Below are 19,611 nucleotides of genomic sequence, written 5' to 3'. Positions count from 1 at the left end.
ATGACTGCAGCTTCCCTGAACGGCCTGATTACCCGTATTGAAAAAAACACGGGTGAAACCCCAGATTTGCCGGTGGATGAATGGCAGCCACCAACCCAGGTTGAGGTTGATCTGCGCATTGATCGCAATGGCCAGTGGTATCACGAAGGCCAGCCCTTCACCCGTACGGCTTTGGTGAGGCTTTTTTCCACCCTGCTGCGCAAGGAGGAAGATGGGCAGCATTATCTGGTGACTCCCGTGGAAAAGGTCGCGGTTGCGGTGGAAGATGCCCCTTTTCTGGTCTTGCTGGCCGAGCGTGAAGGTGAAGGCAAAGACGCCCGGATCCGCCTGCAAACCAACGTCAGTGATGAATTTTACCTGGATGCCGATCATCCGCTGGAAGTTCGCTTACTGGATGACGGCGAGCCGCGCCCTTATGCGTTGGTTCGAGGCCGCTTGCAAGCCCGGTTGCTGCCACAGGTTTATTATCAACTGGTGGACTGGGCAGAAGCCAGAGAGGGTGACGGTCAAACCTGTATGATCCTGACCAGCTGCGGTCAGGAGTTTTCTCTGGGTTGTTTCTCTTGAGTTGGATTCGTTTTACCCCGGAGCAGCAGGCAGTGATCCACCACCAGAAGGGTCATGCCCGGGTGCGAGCGGTGGCGGGTTCCGGTAAAACCACCACTCTGGTGGCCAGAGTGATCCATCTTCTCAACCAGGGGGTAGCTGCCAAACGCCTTTTGGTGGTGATGTACAACCGGGCCGCAAAAGAGGATTTCACGGCCAAACTCCAGGCCAGGGCGGTTGATCTCCAGTCTGCGTCTCCGCTGCCTGATGTGCGCACCTTTCATTCTCTGGGCCACCGTTTGACCTCCAGCCTGGTGCGCTGGGGCCTCTTGTCACAGCGGCGTCTGCACCAGGAAGAATGGATGCAGGACAGCTTCAGCCGCCAGGCCCTGAAACGCCTTGCCGAGAATCTGGGAGAAGACCCCCAGCCCTGGCTGGAAGAAGACGCCCTGGATGCCTTCAAAAGTTTCTGTACCCTGGTTAAAAGCGGCCTGAAAACCCCGGAAGAAGTGGCCGAAAACCTGGGTTTACCCAGCACTCAGGGCCACTTTGTGCAGGCTTTTGCCGAGCAGGAGACCTTGCTGGCTGAGCAGCAGGTGATGTTTTTTGATGATCTGCTCTGGCGGCCTTTGCAGGTGATTCAGGAACAGCCTGAGGTCAGGCAGCGCCTGAGTGGTTTTCTGGATTATCTGGTGGTCGATGAGTATCAGGACATCAATGAGGTTCAACAGGAACTGCTGGTGACTCTGGCCGGTCAGGCCCAGGTGATGGCCGTGGGAGATGTTGACCAGTGTATTTATGAATGGCGGGGTGCCCGTCCCGATTATATGCTGCACCGCTTTCATCGTGATTTTCAGGGTGTGATGGATTATCCCCTGTCCGGCACTTTTCGTTTCGGCCACAGTCTGGCGCTGACGGCCAATCAGGTGATTCAGCATAACCGAGAAAGGCCCCCCCAGCTGACCCTGGCCGTCAAGCCGCAAGCCACAGCAATAGAGCAGGGTCAGGGAGCGACCTGGTTGTTAAGCAGTCTCCAGGGCTGGCAACAACAGCATCCGCAGGGCTCAGCCGCTGTTCTGGTGCGCAGCTGGTCACAAAGCCTGGCGGTGCAGCTGGAATTCCTCAAGGCCCATCAGCCCTTTCAGCTGGCGCGTCAGCAGCATTTCATTTTCAATCGTCCCCAGATCAAGGGGTTGCTGGCTTATGCCCGTCTGGCTTTGAATTCGGCACCGGGGCGCAAAATCAATTTTCAGCATCCAGCGGCCCAGGCTGATTTTTACCAGTTGCTCAGTTTTCCCACCCTGTATCTGACCGATCCTGAACGCCAGGCTCTGGTGCAGGCCCGCATGCAGGGTCAGGCGCATCTGGAGGCCAACCTGGATCGGCTGCCTCCCGCCAAACGTCAGCGGTTGGTCAAGCGTTTGAAGCTTTTGCAAAAACTGGCAACCCGTGCTCAGAGTTTACAGCCCCAGGCTTTTCTGGATCTGGTATTGACGGAAACCGATGCCCTGGAGCAGTTGAAGAAAACTGCAGCCAGCAAGGAAAGCGGCGATGAAGCTTTGCGCCTGATTGAAGGGCTGAGGCGTTATGCCCGGCAAAGCAAAACCGGTCTGGGCGAATGGATTCAGGAGTTGGAAGTCGCCCAACAGGAAGGCTCAGCCAGCCTGGCCCATCAGCAGGCCACCCAGGTGGAAATCCTCACGGTGCATGCTGCCAAGGGTCTGGAATGGGACTGGGTTGGGGTTTATGGCCTCAATGAAGGGGACTTTCCCTATACTTCCGGCTTCAGTCGCCTGACTCCGGCCGAAGAGGAAGCAGAAAGGCGGCTTTTTTATGTGGCCGTCACCCGCGCCCGCCAGCATCTTGTCCTGGCCGAAGGTGAGGGCAGTGGCCCGCGCAGTCGTTTTTTGCAGGAAGCCCAGATTCAGGATGCCTTGTTTGTGGCTGAACATCTGGACAGTGAAGCCACTTCAACCCCGTCGCGTTCGGTTGCCTACCCCAAACTTTTGCAAAACTACTGGCAGCAGGTCAGTAAAAAGGTTTTGCCTGAGTTCACCTGGCGTCAGGAAGAATCGCAATCGGCTCCTGCTCCCGCCAGGGTCCAATCGGGAGTGATCGGCCCAGGAGACAGGGTCAGTCATCAGCAATTCGGGGAAGGCCAGTTACTGCGGGTTGAGGGCGATTATCCCTGCCGCCTGCTGGATATCCGCTTTGATCAGGCCGGTTTGAAGCGCCTCAAGGAAGAGGTTGCTAATCTGCAGCGTCTTCAAGGCGCTTGAGGTTATCGCAGAGAATGGCTGTGGCCACCCCCACATTCAGGGATTCAGCCGCGCCAAAGGCGGGAATGGTCACCTGGCGGTTGATTAGAGCTGCCACCTCTGCGCTGATGCCCTGAGCCTCACTGCCCATGACCAGCACGCCCCCCTGACCCGGATCAGCCAGTTGCAGCCGGTGAATCGACTCTCCTTCCAGAAAAGCACCCAGCACAGAAGCCTTTTCAGGCAGGCTCTGCAAAAAAGGCTCCAGAGGTTGATAGCTGACCTGCACCCGTAAAAAGGAGCCCTTGCTGGCTGCAATCACCTTGGGGTTGTAAAGATCCGCTGTGCCCGGTGAACACATGACCTTGCGGATACCGTACCAGTCGGCAATCCGCAAAATAGTGCCCAGATTTCCGGGGTCATTGATTTGATCCAGAGCCAGCAGCCATTCGCCCGGCTGCCAATTCAGAGATTGCTCTTCAGGGATTTGCACAATCGCCAGAGCAGCCTGATTGCTGACCAGCGTACCCAGTTGGGTCAGCTCATTGGCCGTGGCCGAGGTGACTTTTTCAGGAATATCGGCGATCAGTGAGGCGTGAGCCCGTAAAAACTCCTCGCTGGCAAAAAGTTGCTGCAGTGGCCAGCCGGAGGCCAGCAGTTCCACTACACTTTTTTCACCCTCAACCAGAAACTGCTGGTATTCACGGCGGTATTTTTTCTTGTGCAGGGCGCGCAGGGTCTTGGCCTGGTTTTTACTGATCATGAAGCATCCTGAAAGTGCATTAAGCCGCTAGTATAAAACACTCGGGCAGTTGATAATAAAACTTTACTCCAGATAGGAAGCAACCCATGTTAGAAGTAAACGAGTATTTTGATGGTCAGGTAAAATCCATAGCCCTGACCAATGCCGATGGCCCCTTGACGATGGGCGTAATGGCTGTAGGAGAGTACGAATTCTCGACATCGAAGGACGAGGAGATGACCGTGGTGTCCGGCACCCTGCAGGTGCTTTTGCCCGGTGATCCGGCATTGCGCAGTTTTCACAAGGGGCAAAGCTTTAATGTGCCCGCAAACAGTGTATTTCAGGTCAAGGTGGAGGAAGAGACGGCCTATCTCTGCCGTTACAGCGACCAATAAAAAAAAGGAGGCCATTGGGCCTCCTTGGTATTTCAGATGAAAATAGCTTACATATTGGGGTAGGTGGGGCCGCCACCGCCTTCCGGTGTGACCCAGTTGATGTTTTGCGCTGGGTCCTTGATGTCACAGGTCTTGCAATGCACGCAGTTGGAGAAGTTGATCTGGAACTTGGGGTTGCCCGCGTCATCATCAACCACTTCATAGACACCGGCAGGGCAGTAACGCTGTGCTGGCTCATCGTACTTGGGCAGGTTGTCGCGAATCGGCACTTCCGGGTCTTTCAGTTGCAGGTGGCAGGGCTGATCTTCTTCATGCACCGCGTTGGACAGGAAGACCGAAGACAGCTTGTCAAAGCTCAACTTGCCGTCCGGCTTGGGATAGTCGATCTTCTCGCATTCGCTGGCCGGTTTCAGAGTGGCATAATCCGGCTTGGTGTCATGCAGAGTGATCGGCAGGTTGCCACCAAAGATGTTCTGGTCGATGAAGTTGAAAGCGCCACCCAGGAAGGTGCCATACTTGTGCATGGCGGGGCCGAAGTTGCGGGATTTCTTGAGTTCTTCATTGGCCCAGCTGTTCTCCCATTTTTCGGAGTAGCTGGTCAGCTCGGAACCACCTTCATCGCCACCCTTGATGGCTTCAAAAACACTTTCTGCCGCGAGCATGCCGGATTTCATGGCGGTGTGAACGCCCTTGATCTTGGCAAAGTTCAGGGTGCCGGCATTACAGCCGACCAACAGGCCGCCTGGGAAGGTCATCTTGGGCAGGCAGTTGTAACCCCCCTTGGTGATTGCTCGGGCACCGTAGCTGACCCGTTTGCCGCCTTCCAGGTACTGTTTGATCACGGGATGATGCTTCATGCGCTGAAATTCATCAAAAGGTGACAGGTGAGGGTTGCTGTAGGACAGATCAACGATCAGGCCGACTTCCACCTGGTGGTTTTCATCGTGGTAAAGGAAGAAACCCCCGGCGGTGTCACCGGATAGCGGCCAGCCGGAGCCGTGCACAACCAGACCCTGCTGGTGTTTGTCGGGATCAATATCCCAAAGCTCTTTAATGCCAATCCCGTAATGCTGAGGGTCTTTGCCTTCATCCAGCTTGAATTTGCTGATTAGCTCTTTACCCAGATGACCACGAACGCCTTCGGTAAAGAGGGTGTACTTGGCACGTAACTCCATTCCGGGTTCAAAGCTGTCTTTGGGTTCGCCATCAGCACCGATGCCCATATCACCGGTAATGACCCCCTGGACTTCGCGCTTTTCGCCATAAATAATGCTGGCGGCCGGAAAACCGGGGAAAACGTTGACTTCCAGCTCTTCAGCCTGCTCGCCCAGCCAGCGCACCAGGTTGCCCAGGCTGATGATGTAGTTGCCCTTGTTGTGCATGGTTTTGGGAACGGCAAAACCAGGCAGTTTGCTGGCTGCAGTTTCGCTTCTTAGCAGGTAAACTTCGTCTTTGGTGACTGGGGAATTGAGTGGGGCACCTTTTTCTTTCCAGTCGGGGATCAATTCATCCAGTGCGCGAGGCTCAATAACCGCACCGGAAAGAATATGGGCACCCACTTCCGAGCCTTTTTCGACAACACAGACTTCCAGTTCCTGTCCGGCTTCATTGGCTTGCTGTTTCAGGCGGATGGCAGCGGAAAGGCCTGCAGGCCCTGCGCCGACGATGAGTACATCAAACTCCATAGATTCGCGTTCCACGGCAACTCTCCTCAAAGTGGGTTGTTTTCGTTATCAGAAATGCTAGAGTGTATTTAAAACGGTCGTTTGCTTTTGGTCAACACCTGATCTTCAGTGAAGTGCTTAAAGATAGTTGCGTCAAGCCTTGTCACCGTTTTTTAAGATACAGGCATTATAAGCTTAAAAATGTGACCAGTCAGTTTAAGTCGGAATTTGACTGAAAGCCGACTTAGAGTCATCATTCGTAAACCCGGTGTTACAAGCACCCCGATTTTTATGTTGCAGGTTACGTCCAAAAAGTTACCTGCTGTTTCAACCACTGAGAAAACGGAGAATCTATGAAGGTTCTTGTCCCTGTTAAACGCGTTGTGGATTACAACGTCAAGGTTCGTGTCAAAGCGGATCAGTCGGATGTCGATCTGGCGAATGTCAAAATGTCCATGAACCCTTTCTGTGAAATCGCGGTTGAAGAAGCGGTACGCTTGAAGGAAAAAGGCACGGCCACGGAAGTGATTGCGGTGAGCATTGGTCCCAAAACAGCCCAGGAACAACTGCGCACGGCCATGGCCCTGGGTGCTGATCGCAGCATTCTGGTGGAAACCGATGAAGCGGTGGATTCTTTGACCGCAGCCAAAATTCTGGCGAAGATTGTTGAAGAAGAGCAGCCGCAAATCGTGATGATGGGCAAACAGTCCATTGATACCGATAACAACCAGACCCCCCAGATGCTGGCCGGTTTGACTGGAATGTCTCAGGGCATGTTTGCCTCCAAGGTGGAAGTAGAGGGTGAAAATGCCAAGATCACCCGGGAAATTGATGGCGGCCTGCAAACCATCGAAATCAAACTGCCTGCCGTGATCAGTGCCGACCTGCGCCTGAATGATCCCCGCTATGCCAAGCTGCCTAACATCATGAAAGCCAAGAAAAAGCCGCTGGACAGCAAGACCCCGGCGGATTATGGCGTGGAAGTGGCTTCCAAGCTGAAAACCCTCAAGGTTGAGCCGCCTGCCGAGCGTTCTGCCGGTATCAAGGTGGGCAGTGTGGATGAGCTGGTCGATAAACTGAAAAATGAAGCGAAGGTGGTCTAATGAGCATTCTAGTTGTAGCTGATCATCACAACAGTGAACTGTCGCCCGTGACCGCCAACGTTGTTGCCGCCGCCAAAGCAATCGGTGGCGATATCAGCGTTCTGGTCGCCGGTGAAAACTGCCAGCCTGCCGCTGAAGCTGCTGCCAAGCTGGAAGGTGTGGCCAAGGTGCTGGTGGCTGATAATGCGGCCTACGGCCATCAACTGGCTGAAAACTTGGCGGCTCTGCTGGGTGAAATCGGCAAGGATTACACCCATCTGCTGACCGGTGCGACCGGGGTGGGCAAAAACGTCTTCCCACGTGCTGCAGCTCTGCTGGATGTCAATCAGATTTCTGAAATCATTGCCGTGGAAAGCGCGGATACCTTCAAGCGTCCTATCTATGCCGGTAATGCCATTGCCACCGTGCAGAGCGAAGATGCCGTTAAGGTCATCACCGTGCGCGGCACTTCCTTTGATCCGGTGGCGGACACGGGTTCTGCAGCGATTGAAACGCTGGACCAATCAACCGATGCCGGACTGTCTTCGCATGTGGGTGAAGAGCTGGTGGCTTCGGATCGTCCTGAACTGACGGCAGCCGGTGTGGTGGTTTCTGGTGGTCGCGGTGTGGGCAGCAAGGAAGGCTTTGAGATTATCTACAAGCTGGCCGACAAGCTCGGTGGTGCGGTGGGTGCCTCACGTGCCGCAGTGGATGCCGGTTACGTGCCCAATGACCTGCAGGTGGGTCAGACGGGCAAAATCGTTGCGCCTCAGCTCTACATTGCCGCAGGCATTTCCGGTGCTATTCAGCATCTGGCTGGTATGAAAGACTCCAAGGTGATTGTTGCCATCAACAAGGATGAAGAAGCACCCATCTTTCAGGTGTCCGATTACGGTCTGGTTGCGGATCTGTTTGAAGCCGTGCCGGAGCTGGAAGGCAAGCTGTAAGCCTTACTCAGAATCAGCAAAGCAACAAAAGGTCAGCCCTCGGGCTGGCCTTTTTTTATACGTGAGTTTGTCTTCTGTGTTACTCTTCGTATCCTTCTATGTTTACCATCATCAGGATTTCCCTTGACTGCTTCCGCTTTTTCCAATCTGACCCTGCGCCCTGAACTTTTAGCCAATCTGGAAACTCTGGGTTATCTGCAGATGACGCCCATTCAAGAGCAGAGCCTGCCACTGATTCTGGAAGGTCGGGATGTGATTGCCCAGGCTAAAACCGGCTCCGGGAAAACCGCTGCTTTTGGCCTGGGTTTGTTGCAGAAGCTGGAAGTGGAGCGTTTTTGTATTCAATCCCTGGTGCTTTGCCCCACCCGTGAGTTGGCTGATCAGGTGGCCGGTGAAATCCGCCGTCTGGCGCGGGGTACGCATAACGTCAAGGTGCTGACCCTTTGCGGCGGCCAGCCCTTTGGGCCTCAGGCTTTATCTCTGCAGCAGGGTGCGCATATCCTGGTGGGAACGCCGGGCCGTATTGATGACCATCTGCGCAAGGAAAATCTGAAGCTGGATCAGGTTAATCTCCTGGTTCTGGATGAAGGCGACCGTATGCTGGAAATGGGTTTTCAGGACACTCTGGATGCCATCGTTGCCGAACTGCCCAGCCAGCGCCAGACCCTTTTGTTCAGTGCCACCTTCCCGGAAAAAATCGCTAGCCTGGCAGCCCGTTTTCTGAAAGACCCCGAACGCATCACCGTGGAAAGCGGTCATGATGCCAGCAGTATCCGTCAGCATTTTTACCGTTTAAAAAATGACAGCCAGCGCTTTGCAGCCCTACAAGGCTTATTGTTGCATCTGGCTCCAGTTTCCAGTGTGGTGTTTTGCACCACCCGCAAGGAAACCCAGGAAGTGGCTGATCGGCTCAATCAGGCCGGTTTCAGTGCTCTGGCCCTGCACGGTGACATGGAGCAGAAAGACAGAGATCAGACGCTGGTGCAATTTGCCAATAAAAGCATCAGTATTCTGGTGGCCACCGATGTGGCAGCCCGCGGGCTGGATATTGCCACCCTGGATGCAGTCTTTAATTACCAGTTATCCCTGGATCCTGAAGTGCATGTGCATCGTGTTGGGCGCACCGGACGGGCAGGGGGACAGGGCGTGGCCTGTACCCTGTTCAGTGATGCTGATAGCTTCCGGCTGGATGCCCTGGCAGATTATCTGCAGGAAAGAATCACACCGGAAGATCTGCCTGCTGCAAATCCAGGGCAGAGCCAACCAAAGCCGGCAGCCATGCTGACTCTGGTGATCGACGGCGGTAAAAAAGACAAACTGCGTCCGGGTGATATCCTGGGTGCCTTGACGGCTGAACAGCGCCTGAACGCTGAGCAAATTGGAAAAATTCAGGTGACTGCCCGGCGCAGCTATGTGGCAGTGGAACGTAACCAGGCCAAGCTTGCCCTGGCTCAGCTGACGGACGGTAAACTGAAAGGTCGAAACTTTCGGGCCCGACTTCTGCGTAGCTAAACTGGCTGCCTTCCTTCTGGTAACACGCAGTCGAAATTATGGGCTGTCCAAGGTAGAAAGCTATGAAAAAATTGCATTTATTAGGCCTGTCGCTCCTGGCTCTGGTCATGATCAACAGCGCCCATGCACAAAGGGGCAATCAACTGGGAATCGGCTTTATCGTTGGTGAACCCACCGGGTTGAGTGTCAAGAAGTGGCTGGATTCCCGGCGCGCCCTGGATCTGGGGCTGGGTTGGTCTTCTTCAGGAAGCGATTCCTTTCACCTGCACGGTGACTATCTGTTCCATCAGTATGGATTGCTTAGAGGCGTGGCAAACGATCTGAATTTATCCGGTGATCTGACCACCTATCTGGGTCTGGGTGCCCGGGCGAAATTCAGGGATCACGACAGACACCATGACGATGACGATACCCTGCTGGGCGTGAGAGTACCCTTGGGCATTTCCTACCAGTTTGCTGATGCACCCGTGGATCTTTTTGTTGAAGCAGTGCCCACCATGGATCTGATCCCTGACAGTGATTTCGGAATCAATGCTGCCCTGGGTGGTCGTTACTACTTCTAGGATGTTTGCGTGGTCACCACCTGGTTGCGCCCCAGTCCCTTGGCCTGGTACAAGGCTTCATCAGCGGCCTTAAGCAGGCTGGCTTTATCCTGGGCATGCAGGGGGTAGAGGGCGGTTCCCAGGGAAACGGTGACCTTCTCCTTGATTTGGCTTTCCAGAAGTTGGCTGATCTGAGTTTCAATCCGACTGCGCACCAGCTCGGCCAGAGTGGCCAGCCCCTCTGCGTCGGTTTCCGGGATGACCAGGGTGAACTCTTCACCCCCGTAACGGCAGGCCGTGTCTTCCTTGCGGATACTGTGGCGTAGAATATGGCCCACTTGACTTAATACCTTGTCACCCATTTCATGCCCATAATGGTCATTAAAATCCTTGAAGTGGTCAACATCCAGCATGATCAGGCCGGTCAGATTCTGATGACGTTCAGCCCGGGAAATTTCCCGGTCCAGAGTGGCTTCCAGATAGCGGCGATTGTGCAGGCCGGTCAGGCTATCAAGAATGGACTCCTGATGCAGGCGTTCGCGCAAACGCAGGTTGATCACGGACAGGGCTGCATGTTCGACTGCGGTGCCCAGAAGTCGCTCACGTCTGGCCAGTTCCTTTTGATTCTGCTCGCGGGTTCCGGCAGGGGTGTTCAGGCGAATAATGCCGGTCACCTGGCCTTCTGCCTGCAGGGGCACACAGAGGCTGATAGCATCCTTCTGATGGCAATGAGGGCAAAGGCTTCGTGTCTGGGTGGCCAGGGTTTGGTGGCTTTGACCGCGACGTATTGACCAGCAGGAAAGGTGGTCGTCAAGGCGCTGGTCTGAGTCGATGTCACCCCACTGGGTCACCAGGTGCAGCTGCCCCTGGTCATCGGCCAGATAGGCACAGCCCGAATCCTCTGGAAAAAAGGCCTGGCAGGTTTGCAGGGTGATGGTGAAAACCTCTTCTTCGGACCGGCAGGACAAGAGCAGTTCATTCATGCGAGTGAAAACACTGCTTTCATGGTTGCGGTTTTCCAGGTCATTGACCGTTTCCGCCAGCTTGGCGGTGCGTCGGGCGACCCTTTGTTCCATATGCTCCATCTGATCCTTGATGCGTGCCACCATAGCATTGAAAGTGGCGGCCAGCACGCCGATCTCATCATTGCGCCGAATATCCGAGCGCACCGTTAAATCCCCGTCTCTGACCCGTGAGGCATCCCGGGCCAGGCGGGTGATGGGATGAATCAGGCGGTTGAGAAAAAAGTAGGCTGCAGTAAAGGTGATCAGCAACAGCAGTGTTGCGATGATCAGGATGCGTTGGGTCAGGGTATCGGCCGTGCTTTGAAGCTCGCTCATATAAACCGAGGAAGCCATATACCAGTCAAATTCCGGCAGGTAACGTACCCAGGAAATTTTGTCATGGACATAGTTGCCTGGGTCACTGGGCCTGTCCCACTGGTAGACAATCCGGTTGTTTTTTGAATCAGCTGCCGCCATTAATTCATGGGCTAGAGAACGCTGGGTCAAGGGGTTGATCATGCCACTGACATTTTCACCTTCAATATTGGAGTTGGGGTGAATCAGCATGTTCTTGTTGCCATCAAACACAAACAGGTAGCCGGTTTCGTTGATGTGCGTCTGGTGTATTTGTTGGCGTAACCGTTCGATCAGCTTTTCCTTGTGCTGACGAACCTGAGCTTCCACATCATCAATATAAACCCCCGTCACCAGTATCCAGCCTCGCTCGGGCAGGTATTTGTAGTGGGCGAGTTTTTCCTTGAGCTCTCCTCCACTGAGGCGTGTCCAACGATAGCGGTGAAAACCCTCTCCCTCTTCCTGGGCTTGTTTGATCAGTTGCGGGAGGTTCAGATAGCCCAGGTCGTCTCCAACTTCCGAAAAATCCTGACCATGCATCTGGGGGAGGGGGTGGGAAAGAATGCGCTCCTGGGTGTCCAGAAGATAGACGTAATCTTCCTGACCAAACTGCAGATGGCGCAGAGCTTCCATTAATTGCTTTTCTACCTCTTCTGGGGGCAGGTTTTGCTGGCGAAGCTGAATTTCCAGTTGCAGCAGTGAGTTTTCGGCCAGATCCAGAATGTGGCTCAGTTCACGGCGCCGGGTTTCCAGGGCAAATCGCCGCCATTCCTGAACATCCTCCTGGATGCTCAGGGCCAGTTGGTAGGTGTTGTCGAGGATAACCCGGCCAGTTTGCTCTTCCTGTTGCTCCACCGTAGTGCGCAGCCAGGGCACAGAAGCCCAATAGCTGATAGCGGTGAATGCCAGGGCTCCGATCACGATGCTGGCAAAGGTTTTACGGAAAAGTTTGGACTTTCGGATTTTGTCGTTCAAGGCTGTAGACTGGCAAATTTCCACGAGAACCCCTGGTTTTATTCCCCAAAAAAATCAGGGGTTCTTCGTTCAATTGAAAGAAGATGTTAAAAAACCGGCGATCTTAGGTTACTGTTTGCCTGCTTTCATTGATCAGGATCAATCCATAAGGTTAGATCCGATCAGGATTAAAACACTCCGGCTTCCAGGCCTGCGGCCATGGCCAGCCCGAGTTCTTCCGCTTGTTCGACAAAATCCTCCTGCCATTGGCCCTTGAAAGTGATGGGTTCCTGCGCCCAGTTCCAGCGTAGCCCGGTGACGATGCTTTCCACTGCACGACGGGTTCCGGTGCCATCCAGTCCGGCACGAATATAAAGGGCGCAGGGCAGGCCCTGTTTTTCTTCCAGTACCGGATAGTAGCAGCGGTCAAAAAAATCTTTTAAGGCGCCACTCATGTAACCCAGGTTTTCGGTGGTGCCCAGGATGATGGCATCCGCCTGAAGGACATCCTCCGGCTGGGTTTGCAGGGGTGGAATCCAGATGGTGTCCACGCCCTGAATGTCTTCATGCCCGGCACCAGCCAGAACCGCATCCACCAGGCGGCGAGTGTTGGGTGACGGGGCGTGGGCAACAAGGAGAAGCTTTTTCTTCTGCATTACTTAGCCTCCTGGAGCCTTCTTTTTCTTTCGCCATTTGACACTGAACAAATCATGACGGCGATCTTTCAGGTTAGTCACCGAACCTTCGCTGCGCACCAGCTTCAGACGGGTGAAGTCCAGGTCCGAGAAGAAAATCATCTCGGTGTTGGGGGTGGTTTCGTTGAGCACCGCATCATGCGGGAAGGCGAAATCCGAAGGCGAGAAAACGGCCGACTGAGCATACTGGATGTCGAGGCTTTCAATGGAAGGCAGGTTGCCGACACTGCCGCAGATCACCACATAGCATTCATTTTCCACGGCACGCGCCTGGGCACAGTGACGCACACGCAGGTAGCCGTTTTTGGTGTCCGTCCAGAAGGGCACAAAAAGTATGTCCATATCATCATCGGCCAGCAGACGGCCCAGCTCGGGAAACTCCACGTCATAACAGATCAGCATACCAATGCGCCCGGCATCGGTTTCAAACACCGAAAGCTCATGACCGCCTTCAATGATCCAGTCGCGTCTTTCCTGAGGGGTGATATGCAACTTGGGCTGGCGTTCCAGAGTACCATCACGACGAAACAGGTAGGCCACGTTATAGAGCAGTTCGTCCTCGCCTTCTTCAACCATGGAGCCGGCAATGATGTTGATGTTGTAGCTGACCGCCATACGCATGAGTTCGGTTTTGAACTGCTCGGTAAAGGTCGCCAGAAAGCGCACGGTCTGCACTGTGTCGGACTGGTCGGTCAGCCCCATCAGGGGCGCGTTGAAGAGTTCAGGAAAGACGGCAAAATCACTGCCGTAATCCGAAAGTGCATCGACAAAGTATTCCACCTGCTGAAGTACGGAATCCACGGAATCAAACTCACGCATCTGCCATTGCACAGCCCCCACGCGAGCTTCGGTACTCACACTGTCGAGAATCAGGTCGGCAGGCTCATAAAGAATATTGTTCCATTCCAGCAGAGTGGCATAGCCGTGGGAGCGGTCATCTTCCGGCAGGTAGCCGCGCATCAGGCGCTTGACCATGAAGTCATTGGCGAGTTGGAAGGATAGGATGGGGTCGTGGATTTCCTTGCGGGCGACCTCTTCCAGGTATTCAGTGGGTTTCAGGTCCTTGGCGTATTCATGATAACTGGGGATACGTCCCCCGGCGATAATGGCTCGCAGGTTCATGGAGCGACACATTTCCTTGCGGGTGTCGTACAGGCGTCGACCCAGGCGATGGCCGCGGTAATCCGGGTCAATCAGAACATCCAGACCGTAGAGGGCATCTCCATTGGGGTTGTTGCGCACCAGCTCCTTGCTGTCCGTCAGGTCGCTGTATTTGTGAGGCTCGGAAAAGGTGGCGTAATCCACCAGGACACTCAGGGCAACCCCCACCAGACGGTCATCATCGACAATGACGATCTGCCCATCCGGGAAATCCTTGACGAGCTTGTTGATGGTCGCCTGAGGCCAGGCACCGCCGATATCGTCGTAAACCTTGTCCATCAGGTTTTTCAGCTGGGGGTAGTCTTTCTTTTTCAGGTTGCGAAGATTGAGATGCGGATCTTCCAGAGTCATGGCGGTTTTCCCGGTAGCCGATAAAAAAACAAGGTCATCAGCAGTCAGCTTAAGCCCTAATTATCTGAAAATAAAGACTTCACTTCAGCATTGAACTGGTAGCCGCCGCCCCACACGGTTTTGATGAGCGAGGGATTTCGGGAGTCCGGTTCTATTTTGCGTCTTAAACGGCTGACCTGGTTATCAATGGCTCTGTCAAAAGCCTGAGCTTCACGGCCTGCGGTCAAATCCAGCAACTGATCACGGCTTAAAACCCGTTTGGGGTGCTGCAGAAAAACCTGCAGCAGTTTGAACTCGGCAGCAGACAGGGTGATTTCCACGCCTTCAGGGTCCACCAGGGTTCGGGCTTCAGTATTCAGTTTCCATTGTGCAAACTCCAGAACAGGGGTGGCAGGCAAGCGGGTTGCCGAAGTGGAGGGGGCGGCATGACTGCGTCTGAGTACAGCCTTGATTCTGGCCAGCAGTTCACGAGGTTCAAAAGGTTTGCTGATGTAGTCATCGGCTCCGATTTCCAGGCCCAAAACCCGGTCCAGGGTTTCATTCTTGGCCGAAACCATAATCACGGGTAGATCCGGCTGATGTTCACTCAGATAACGGCAAAGGCTGAGGCCATCTTCTCCGGGCATCATGATATCCAGCAGAATCAGATCGGGCCGGTGGTTGGTCAGGTATGCACGGGCTTTCGCAGCAGATGCGGCCAGATGGCATTGAATGCCCTGATTGCCCAGGTAGCGGCCCAGAAGCTCACGGATTTCCTGGTCATCGTCAATCACCAGCAGTTGTGGCTGGTTATCAGACATGATGTTGTACTCCCTTCTGTTTGCCGGTTTGGAGGTCAGTATAAAAGAAGCCGGGTCTCAAAAGTTTCTTCAAAGTGTATCCCTTGTCCACTTTCCTGCGACAATTTCCCGGTTGCCTGGGATACTCCTGCGACAAGTACTTGCTGTAATGATTCTGCGCTCTGAAAAGCAGAGCTTCACTCAGAAAGAGAGGAAATGATCATGAAAGCAAAAAACCGGACACTCAGCATGGCCGCTTTGGTGGTGGGTCTGTTGTTCCTAGCCCCAGCCAGCCTGATGGCTGCAACCGACGACAAGCGTTCGGCTGCCCCCTGTGCAGGCAAAATGGAACGCGGTGAGCGGATGCAAGCCTATCGCGAAAAGCGGGAAAGCATTCAGTATAGCGAAGAAGAGGTTCACAAGATGGCAGAAGCGGCGGCTTTGAGACACCTGGGATCAGGTGCAACAGCTCGTGTGGAAAGCCTGGATAGCGGTTATCAGGTCACCCTGATTCAAGCCGATGGTGAAGAGGTTCGCAGCTATCCCCTGAATGCTGCCGGTTGGCCGGAGCGAGATGGAAAAAGGCGGGGTCATGATCAACGTTAATTCCGAAGACAGGAGGACACGGGTAATCTGCTGAGAACTTGATTACAATGGGGCTTTTCATTCAGGAAGCCCCTTCATGGCCCAGAAAGCCCGAGTCATCAAAGCCCAGTTACAGATTGCCGATATGCTGCGCCACCATTATCAGGATTACAGCCTGACTCTGGCACAGCACCCTTCCGAAACCGATGCGCGCTTGCTGGTACGGGTGCTGGCTTTTGCCCTCAATGCTTCAGAAAACCTGGTGTTTGCCAAGGATCTGAGTGATGAAGGGGAGCCAGAGCTGGCGGAATACAATCTGCACGGGGATATCGAATTATGGATTGCCTTTGGCCAGTTGGATGAAAAATGGCTGCGCAAGGCCAGCCAAAAAGCCAAACAGGTGAGGCTTTATACTTATGGGGGTCGCAGTGTACCTGTCTGGTGGCAACAGAATCAGAATACCCTGCAACGCTTCAAGAACCTGCAAATCTGGGAAATACCCGAAGCCAGTGTGCAGGAAATGGCCGGGCTGATGTCTCGGGGTATGCATTTGCAGTGCAATATCAGCGAGGATCAGGTGTACATTTCCGATGGCAACCAGAGCCTGAGTCTTGAACCCAGGTTGCTTAAGGATTTTTCCTGATTCATTTATTGCACCGCATAGGCTTTCAGGTGTTCAATCCGAATCACCTGCAAGGTGTTCTCATGAGTGCTTTCCAGGACCACCCGAGGCGCAATGCCCGCCTGATAAGCTTCCACCCAGCGCAGTGCGCATAAACACCAGCGGTCACCGGCTTTAAGTCCCGGAAATCCCCCTTCCGGGCGGGGTGTGCTGAGATCATTCCCCTGCTGTTTGCTGAACGCCAGAAACTCCTCCGACACTTGGGCACAGACGGTGTGCATGCCGATGTCTTCCATGCAGGTGTGGCAGTAGCCATCACGAAAAAAGCCGGTTTGGGTATCAAAGCTGCAGGGTTGTAAAAGGCCCCCCAGAACATTTTTGGTTAATTCGGATTTCATGGTTGTCTCCTGCTTGAAGTTTCAAGCCTAGGCGGTTTGATCGCGGGGTGCCAGTCAGTTTTGCTTGAAGCGCTCGGCAAAGCGTCGGCTAACCGTGAAAGGCTGCTTGATTCCATGCATTTTGACTTCCAGTTGGCCCGTGAAGCTGCGGGTTACCCGGTCTATCTGGCTGACCTGAACCAGGGTGCGGCGATGGATACGCCAGAAAAGCTCCGGGTTTAACCCCTGCTCCAGTTGTTTGAGCGAGGTGCGAATCAGGTGATCGCCTTCCGGAGTGATCAGGGTGGTGTACTTGTCCTCGGCCTGGAAGACCAGAATCTGTTCCACATCCAGTACTTGCAGAACTTCACCTTTTTGGACTTTCAGCCATTTGAGGTGCTGCTCGGTTTTTTTATCTGCTGGAGGAGATTCCTGACCGGCTAGTAGCTGCTGCAGTTGTTCCAGATCGGCAAAGCGGGGCTGTTGTTGCTGCAGTTGCTGGCGCAGGCGCTCCAGGGTCTTCCCCAGGCGTTTTTCATCGACCGGTTTGAGCAGATAGTCCAGGGCTTCGCGCTCAAATGCATCCAGGGCATGTTGATCATAAGCGGTCAGGAAAACCAACTGGCAATTGCGGCTGAGTTCAGCCTCCTGCATTTTTTGGGCGACTTCCAGGCCGCTTAGTCCAGGCATTTTGATATCCAGAAAAACCACCTGGGGACGGACTTCCTGAATCAGAGTCCAGGCTTCATCACCATTGGCTGCCGTTATGATCGCATCCAGTTCCGGCCAGAGCTCTTCCAGTAAACGCTGTAAATGAAAACGCAGTATCGGCTCATCATCAGCCAGCAGACAGGTGAGTGGCATGCGGTGCTTCTCCAGGTGTTGTCAGAGGTAGGCAGAGTTCAACGCGGGTTCCGCCTGTTGCCGGTTGAGTGATTTGCAACTGGACTTGATCTCCATAAAGCAGTTGCAAACGTTTGCGTAGATTGCTCAGCCCCAGGCCCTGACCGGCAGTGGGACTATGCTGGGTAAAACCCTGCCCGGTGTCGTTCAATGTCATCTGCAGCTGTTGACCCTGTTGCTGAATCATCAGGTGCAGTTCGCCGCCTTGGGGCAGGGGTTCCAAACCATGTTTGATGGCGTTTTCGACCAGGGGTTGTAAAAGCAGGGGGGCAACAGGCTGGGCCAATAAATGTGGAGGGCACTGCAGGGTCCAGTGCAGGCGGTTACCCATACGTAATTGCTGAATGTCCAGGTAAGCTGTGACCAAATCCAGTTCCTGACCAAGACTGCTGGTATCTGAGCGTACCTGGGCCAGGTTGCTTCTCAGCAGGGCTGTCAGGGCCTGGATCATCTGTTTGGCCGTGTCAGGCTCTTCATCCACCAGCCCCTGAATATTGGCCAGAGTATTAAACAGAAAATGGGGCTCCATCTGGCTTTGTAATACTCTGAGCTGGCTGAGAGCCAGGCTTTTTTCTTTTTCAGCCTGTTGAGCACGAAGTCTTTGTGTCTGGTAATGGATATAGAAAAAATAGCAGACGGTTACGCTGAAAATCAGGCCAATGGCGAGGTTGCCCAAAAGTTGCAGGGGCTGTTCCTGAAAAGCCAGGGCAAAAGTGCCATGAATTTCCAGGATCATGACGCTGGTGCCCAGCAGCAAACCCAGAAGAGTTCCACTGCCAGCGGTCAGCCAGATCGGTTGATGCGGCCACCAGACCATAAAGAGATTGAGCAAGAGGCTCATGGTCAGGCCATAGCTGAAGGAAATCTTCAGGGAAGACAAGAAAGAAAGAGGGCTCAAGAGGGTCATCAAAACCGAAATGATCAGACAGGCGAAGCTGGTGAAAAGCAGGTTTTGCAGCAGTTCCTTTAAAAGCGGTTTGTTTGATGCTGAGTTCACTGAATGCATAAATTGGGCTTCTAGTTGAGCTGGCCCGCCGTGGTGTAGGTCAGACGCAGGTTGATTTCCTGGTTGAGCTGAGTGGCACCGGGGCGACCTTCTGGATGATAGCTGAAATAATTGAGTTCCAGTTGAGCCGAAGAGTTTAGCTGATACTCCATTCCCAATTCGTAAATCTGCAGGGGCTCTTGCAGTTCCTGATGGTTGAAACCAGCCACCCAGGTCCAGTCATTGGGGTTCCAACTCAAACGCAGCAGCGCTGCATCGGTGTTGCCCCAAAAGTGTTCGGCTCGCACCTCCAAACCTTGGGCGGAGGCCCAGGTCATACCGACCAAGGCTTCCAGAGCTTTTTCATCTTCCTCCTGTTCCTTCCAGCTTGCCGAAGCATAGCTGGCCAAAGCTGGAGTAAGAGTCCAGGCCAATCCCAAGCCAGCTAACCAATCCTCTTGGTAACCAGCCAGTAGCTGCCATTCTCCCTTGCCTACAAAACCCTGGCTACGCAGCAGGCAAAGGTCTTCATGTTTTTGCGCTTCTTCAGCTGTATCGACCCAGGCGCAGACTGATTGAAAAACGGTCATTCCCTGATAGGTTTCAGCCAGGATCAGAGGGTCAGCCTGATGGCGGGTTGTACTGCGATCATTGCCCGGGCCCAGCCAGTTCAGGGGCAAAGCCAGAAAGCCGTAATCCCAGTGCAGACTTTTTTCACCCAGAGTCATTTCCACAGTTGGGCCTTCACTTTCAAGTGTAAAGTCATAATAAAGCTCATCCACTTCAGGATGCCAACTTTGATCCCCATCTTGCGGGTTTCTGTTACTGGCCAGCCAGAGGTCAGCAAACCAGCCGGAATGGCTGAGGCTGGTGCGCAGGTAACCCGCCTGCTGACGTTTTGCAGGTTGTAGAGCCTCAGGCAGCTGGCTTTCGCCCCAGTGATAGTAATGGCCGCTCATCTGGCTTTCCAGACGCCAGTCCAGATTTTTTCCCCTGGCTTCAAGTGATGGAGTCAGTAATACAAAAAGCAATGTGAAGATTAAGCCTTGCGCGCGCATACAACCCCCTGCAGAAATTTTGCACTGAGGTTAAATCTGATATGTACCCACTGCAGCTTGATGCGATAAACGGTCACTGATGTTGATCAGCGGTG

19 protein-coding genes are annotated in these 19,611 nt (G+C 54.0%); 9 read left to right on the top strand and 10 right to left on the bottom strand.

All coding sequences use genetic code 11. The annotated features are described in order from the left end of the window. Positions 1–567 (top strand): DUF1285 domain-containing protein, encoded by a 567-nt coding sequence (locus LG323_RS03870; RefSeq protein WP_404419213.1) that lies wholly within the window; start codon positions 1–3, stop codon positions 565–567. Beyond that, positions 564–2,825, top strand: coding sequence for an ATP-dependent helicase (locus tag LG323_RS03865; RefSeq protein ID WP_404419211.1), 2,262 nt, complete (start codon positions 564–566; stop codon positions 2,823–2,825). The genes LG323_RS03870 and LG323_RS03865 overlap by 4 nt, the downstream gene beginning before the upstream one ends. Here the strand turns inward: LG323_RS03865 and LG323_RS03860 are convergent. Then, positions 2,797–3,567, bottom strand: a complete 771-nt coding sequence (locus LG323_RS03860; RefSeq protein WP_404419209.1) for a TrmH family RNA methyltransferase — start codon at positions 3,565–3,567, stop codon at positions 2,797–2,799. The two genes, LG323_RS03865 and LG323_RS03860, sit on opposite strands and share 29 nt — an antisense overlap. 86 nt (positions 3,568–3,653) lie before the next feature. Between LG323_RS03860 and LG323_RS03855 the strand changes: the two genes are divergently transcribed. Beyond that, entirely contained in the window at positions 3,654–3,941 is a 288-nt protein-coding gene (locus LG323_RS03855) for a pyrimidine/purine nucleoside phosphorylase (RefSeq protein WP_310696328.1), read from the top strand. 47 nt (positions 3,942–3,988) lie between these two features. On the opposite strand, the gene LG323_RS03850 is transcribed toward LG323_RS03855, so the two are convergent. Further along, complete coding sequence (locus LG323_RS03850) at positions 3,989–5,626, bottom strand: electron transfer flavoprotein-ubiquinone oxidoreductase (RefSeq protein WP_404420107.1); 1,638 nt, start codon at positions 5,624–5,626, stop codon at positions 3,989–3,991. 332 nt (positions 5,627–5,958) lie between these two features. Between LG323_RS03850 and LG323_RS03845 the strand changes: the two genes are divergently transcribed. The 4 genes from LG323_RS03845 to LG323_RS03830 all read left to right on the top strand — a co-directional run bounded on the left by LG323_RS03845 (position 5,959) and on the right by LG323_RS03830 (position 9,709). Next, the gene (locus LG323_RS03845; RefSeq protein ID WP_404419207.1) at positions 5,959–6,708 is read left to right on the top strand and encodes an electron transfer flavoprotein subunit beta/FixA family protein; all 750 of its coding nucleotides are present in this window, start codon (positions 5,959–5,961) and stop codon (positions 6,706–6,708) included. Beyond that, a complete protein-coding gene (locus LG323_RS03840) occupies positions 6,708–7,634 on the top strand; it encodes an electron transfer flavoprotein subunit alpha/FixB family protein (RefSeq protein WP_404419205.1) in 927 nt (308 codons plus the stop codon). Before LG323_RS03845 ends, LG323_RS03840 begins: the two co-directional genes overlap by 1 nt. Before the next feature lie 123 nt (positions 7,635–7,757). Continuing rightward, positions 7,758–9,146: an ATP-dependent RNA helicase DbpA gene (gene dbpA / locus LG323_RS03835; RefSeq protein ID WP_404419204.1), complete on the top strand. Its 1,389-nt coding sequence runs from the start codon at positions 7,758–7,760 to the stop codon at positions 9,144–9,146. 62 nt (positions 9,147–9,208) lie between these two features. Further along, positions 9,209–9,709 (top strand): hypothetical protein, encoded by a 501-nt coding sequence (locus tag LG323_RS03830; RefSeq protein ID WP_404419202.1) that lies wholly within the window; start codon positions 9,209–9,211, stop codon positions 9,707–9,709. Here LG323_RS03830 and LG323_RS03825 read toward each other — a convergent pair. The 4 genes from LG323_RS03825 to LG323_RS03810 all read right to left on the bottom strand — a co-directional run bounded on the left by LG323_RS03825 (position 9,706) and on the right by LG323_RS03810 (position 15,007). After that, the gene (locus LG323_RS03825) at positions 9,706–12,045 is read right to left on the bottom strand and encodes a diguanylate cyclase (protein ID WP_404419200.1); all 2,340 of its coding nucleotides are present in this window, start codon (positions 12,043–12,045) and stop codon (positions 9,706–9,708) included. The genes LG323_RS03830 and LG323_RS03825 overlap by 4 nt on opposite strands. A 143-nt stretch (positions 12,046–12,188) precedes the next feature. Continuing rightward, entirely contained in the window at positions 12,189–12,656 is a 468-nt protein-coding gene (locus tag LG323_RS03820; protein WP_404419198.1) for a flavodoxin family protein, read from the bottom strand. Between the two features lie 3 nt (positions 12,657–12,659). After that, the gene (locus tag LG323_RS03815; protein WP_404419196.1) at positions 12,660–14,207 is read right to left on the bottom strand and encodes a GNAT family N-acetyltransferase; all 1,548 of its coding nucleotides are present in this window, start codon (positions 14,205–14,207) and stop codon (positions 12,660–12,662) included. A 56-nt stretch (positions 14,208–14,263) separates the two neighbouring features. Beyond that, positions 14,264–15,007, bottom strand: a complete 744-nt coding sequence (locus tag LG323_RS03810; RefSeq protein ID WP_310697019.1) for a response regulator — start codon at positions 15,005–15,007, stop codon at positions 14,264–14,266. A 201-nt stretch (positions 15,008–15,208) separates the two neighbouring features. On the opposite strand from LG323_RS03810, the gene LG323_RS03805 reads away from it, so the two are divergent. Together LG323_RS03805 and LG323_RS03800 are read left to right on the top strand one after the other, a co-directional pair. Beyond that, a complete protein-coding gene (locus LG323_RS03805) occupies positions 15,209–15,592 on the top strand; it encodes a hypothetical protein (RefSeq protein ID WP_404419194.1) in 384 nt (127 codons plus the stop codon). Positions 15,593–15,668: 76 nt separating this feature from the next. Further along, complete coding sequence (locus LG323_RS03800) at positions 15,669–16,214, top strand: YaeQ family protein (protein ID WP_404419192.1); 546 nt, start codon at positions 15,669–15,671, stop codon at positions 16,212–16,214. A gap of 5 nt (positions 16,215–16,219) precedes the next feature. Here LG323_RS03800 and LG323_RS03795 read toward each other — a convergent pair whose 3' ends face one another. The 4 genes from LG323_RS03795 to LG323_RS03780 are packed head-to-tail and all read right to left on the bottom strand — an operon-like array spanning position 16,220 to position 19,516. Then, positions 16,220–16,591 (bottom strand): DUF2237 family protein, encoded by a 372-nt coding sequence (locus LG323_RS03795; protein ID WP_404419190.1) that lies wholly within the window; start codon positions 16,589–16,591, stop codon positions 16,220–16,222. A gap of 54 nt (positions 16,592–16,645) precedes the next feature. Next, entirely contained in the window at positions 16,646–17,434 is a 789-nt protein-coding gene (locus LG323_RS03790) for a LytR/AlgR family response regulator transcription factor (RefSeq protein ID WP_404419188.1), read from the bottom strand. Next, positions 17,409–18,479 (bottom strand): sensor histidine kinase, encoded by a 1,071-nt coding sequence (locus LG323_RS03785; protein ID WP_404419186.1) that lies wholly within the window; start codon positions 18,477–18,479, stop codon positions 17,409–17,411. Before LG323_RS03785 ends, LG323_RS03790 begins: the two co-directional genes overlap by 26 nt. A gap of 11 nt (positions 18,480–18,490) precedes the next feature. Further along, positions 18,491–19,516: a hypothetical protein gene (locus LG323_RS03780; RefSeq protein ID WP_404419184.1), complete on the bottom strand. Its 1,026-nt coding sequence runs from the start codon at positions 19,514–19,516 to the stop codon at positions 18,491–18,493. Positions 19,517–19,611 lie beyond the last annotated feature (95 nt).

This window comes from Marinospirillum sp., from assembly GCF_044810985.1.
Lineage (GTDB): Bacteria > Pseudomonadota > Gammaproteobacteria > Pseudomonadales > Halomonadaceae > Marinospirillum.
This window is presented reverse-complemented; position numbering and strand designations above follow the sequence as displayed.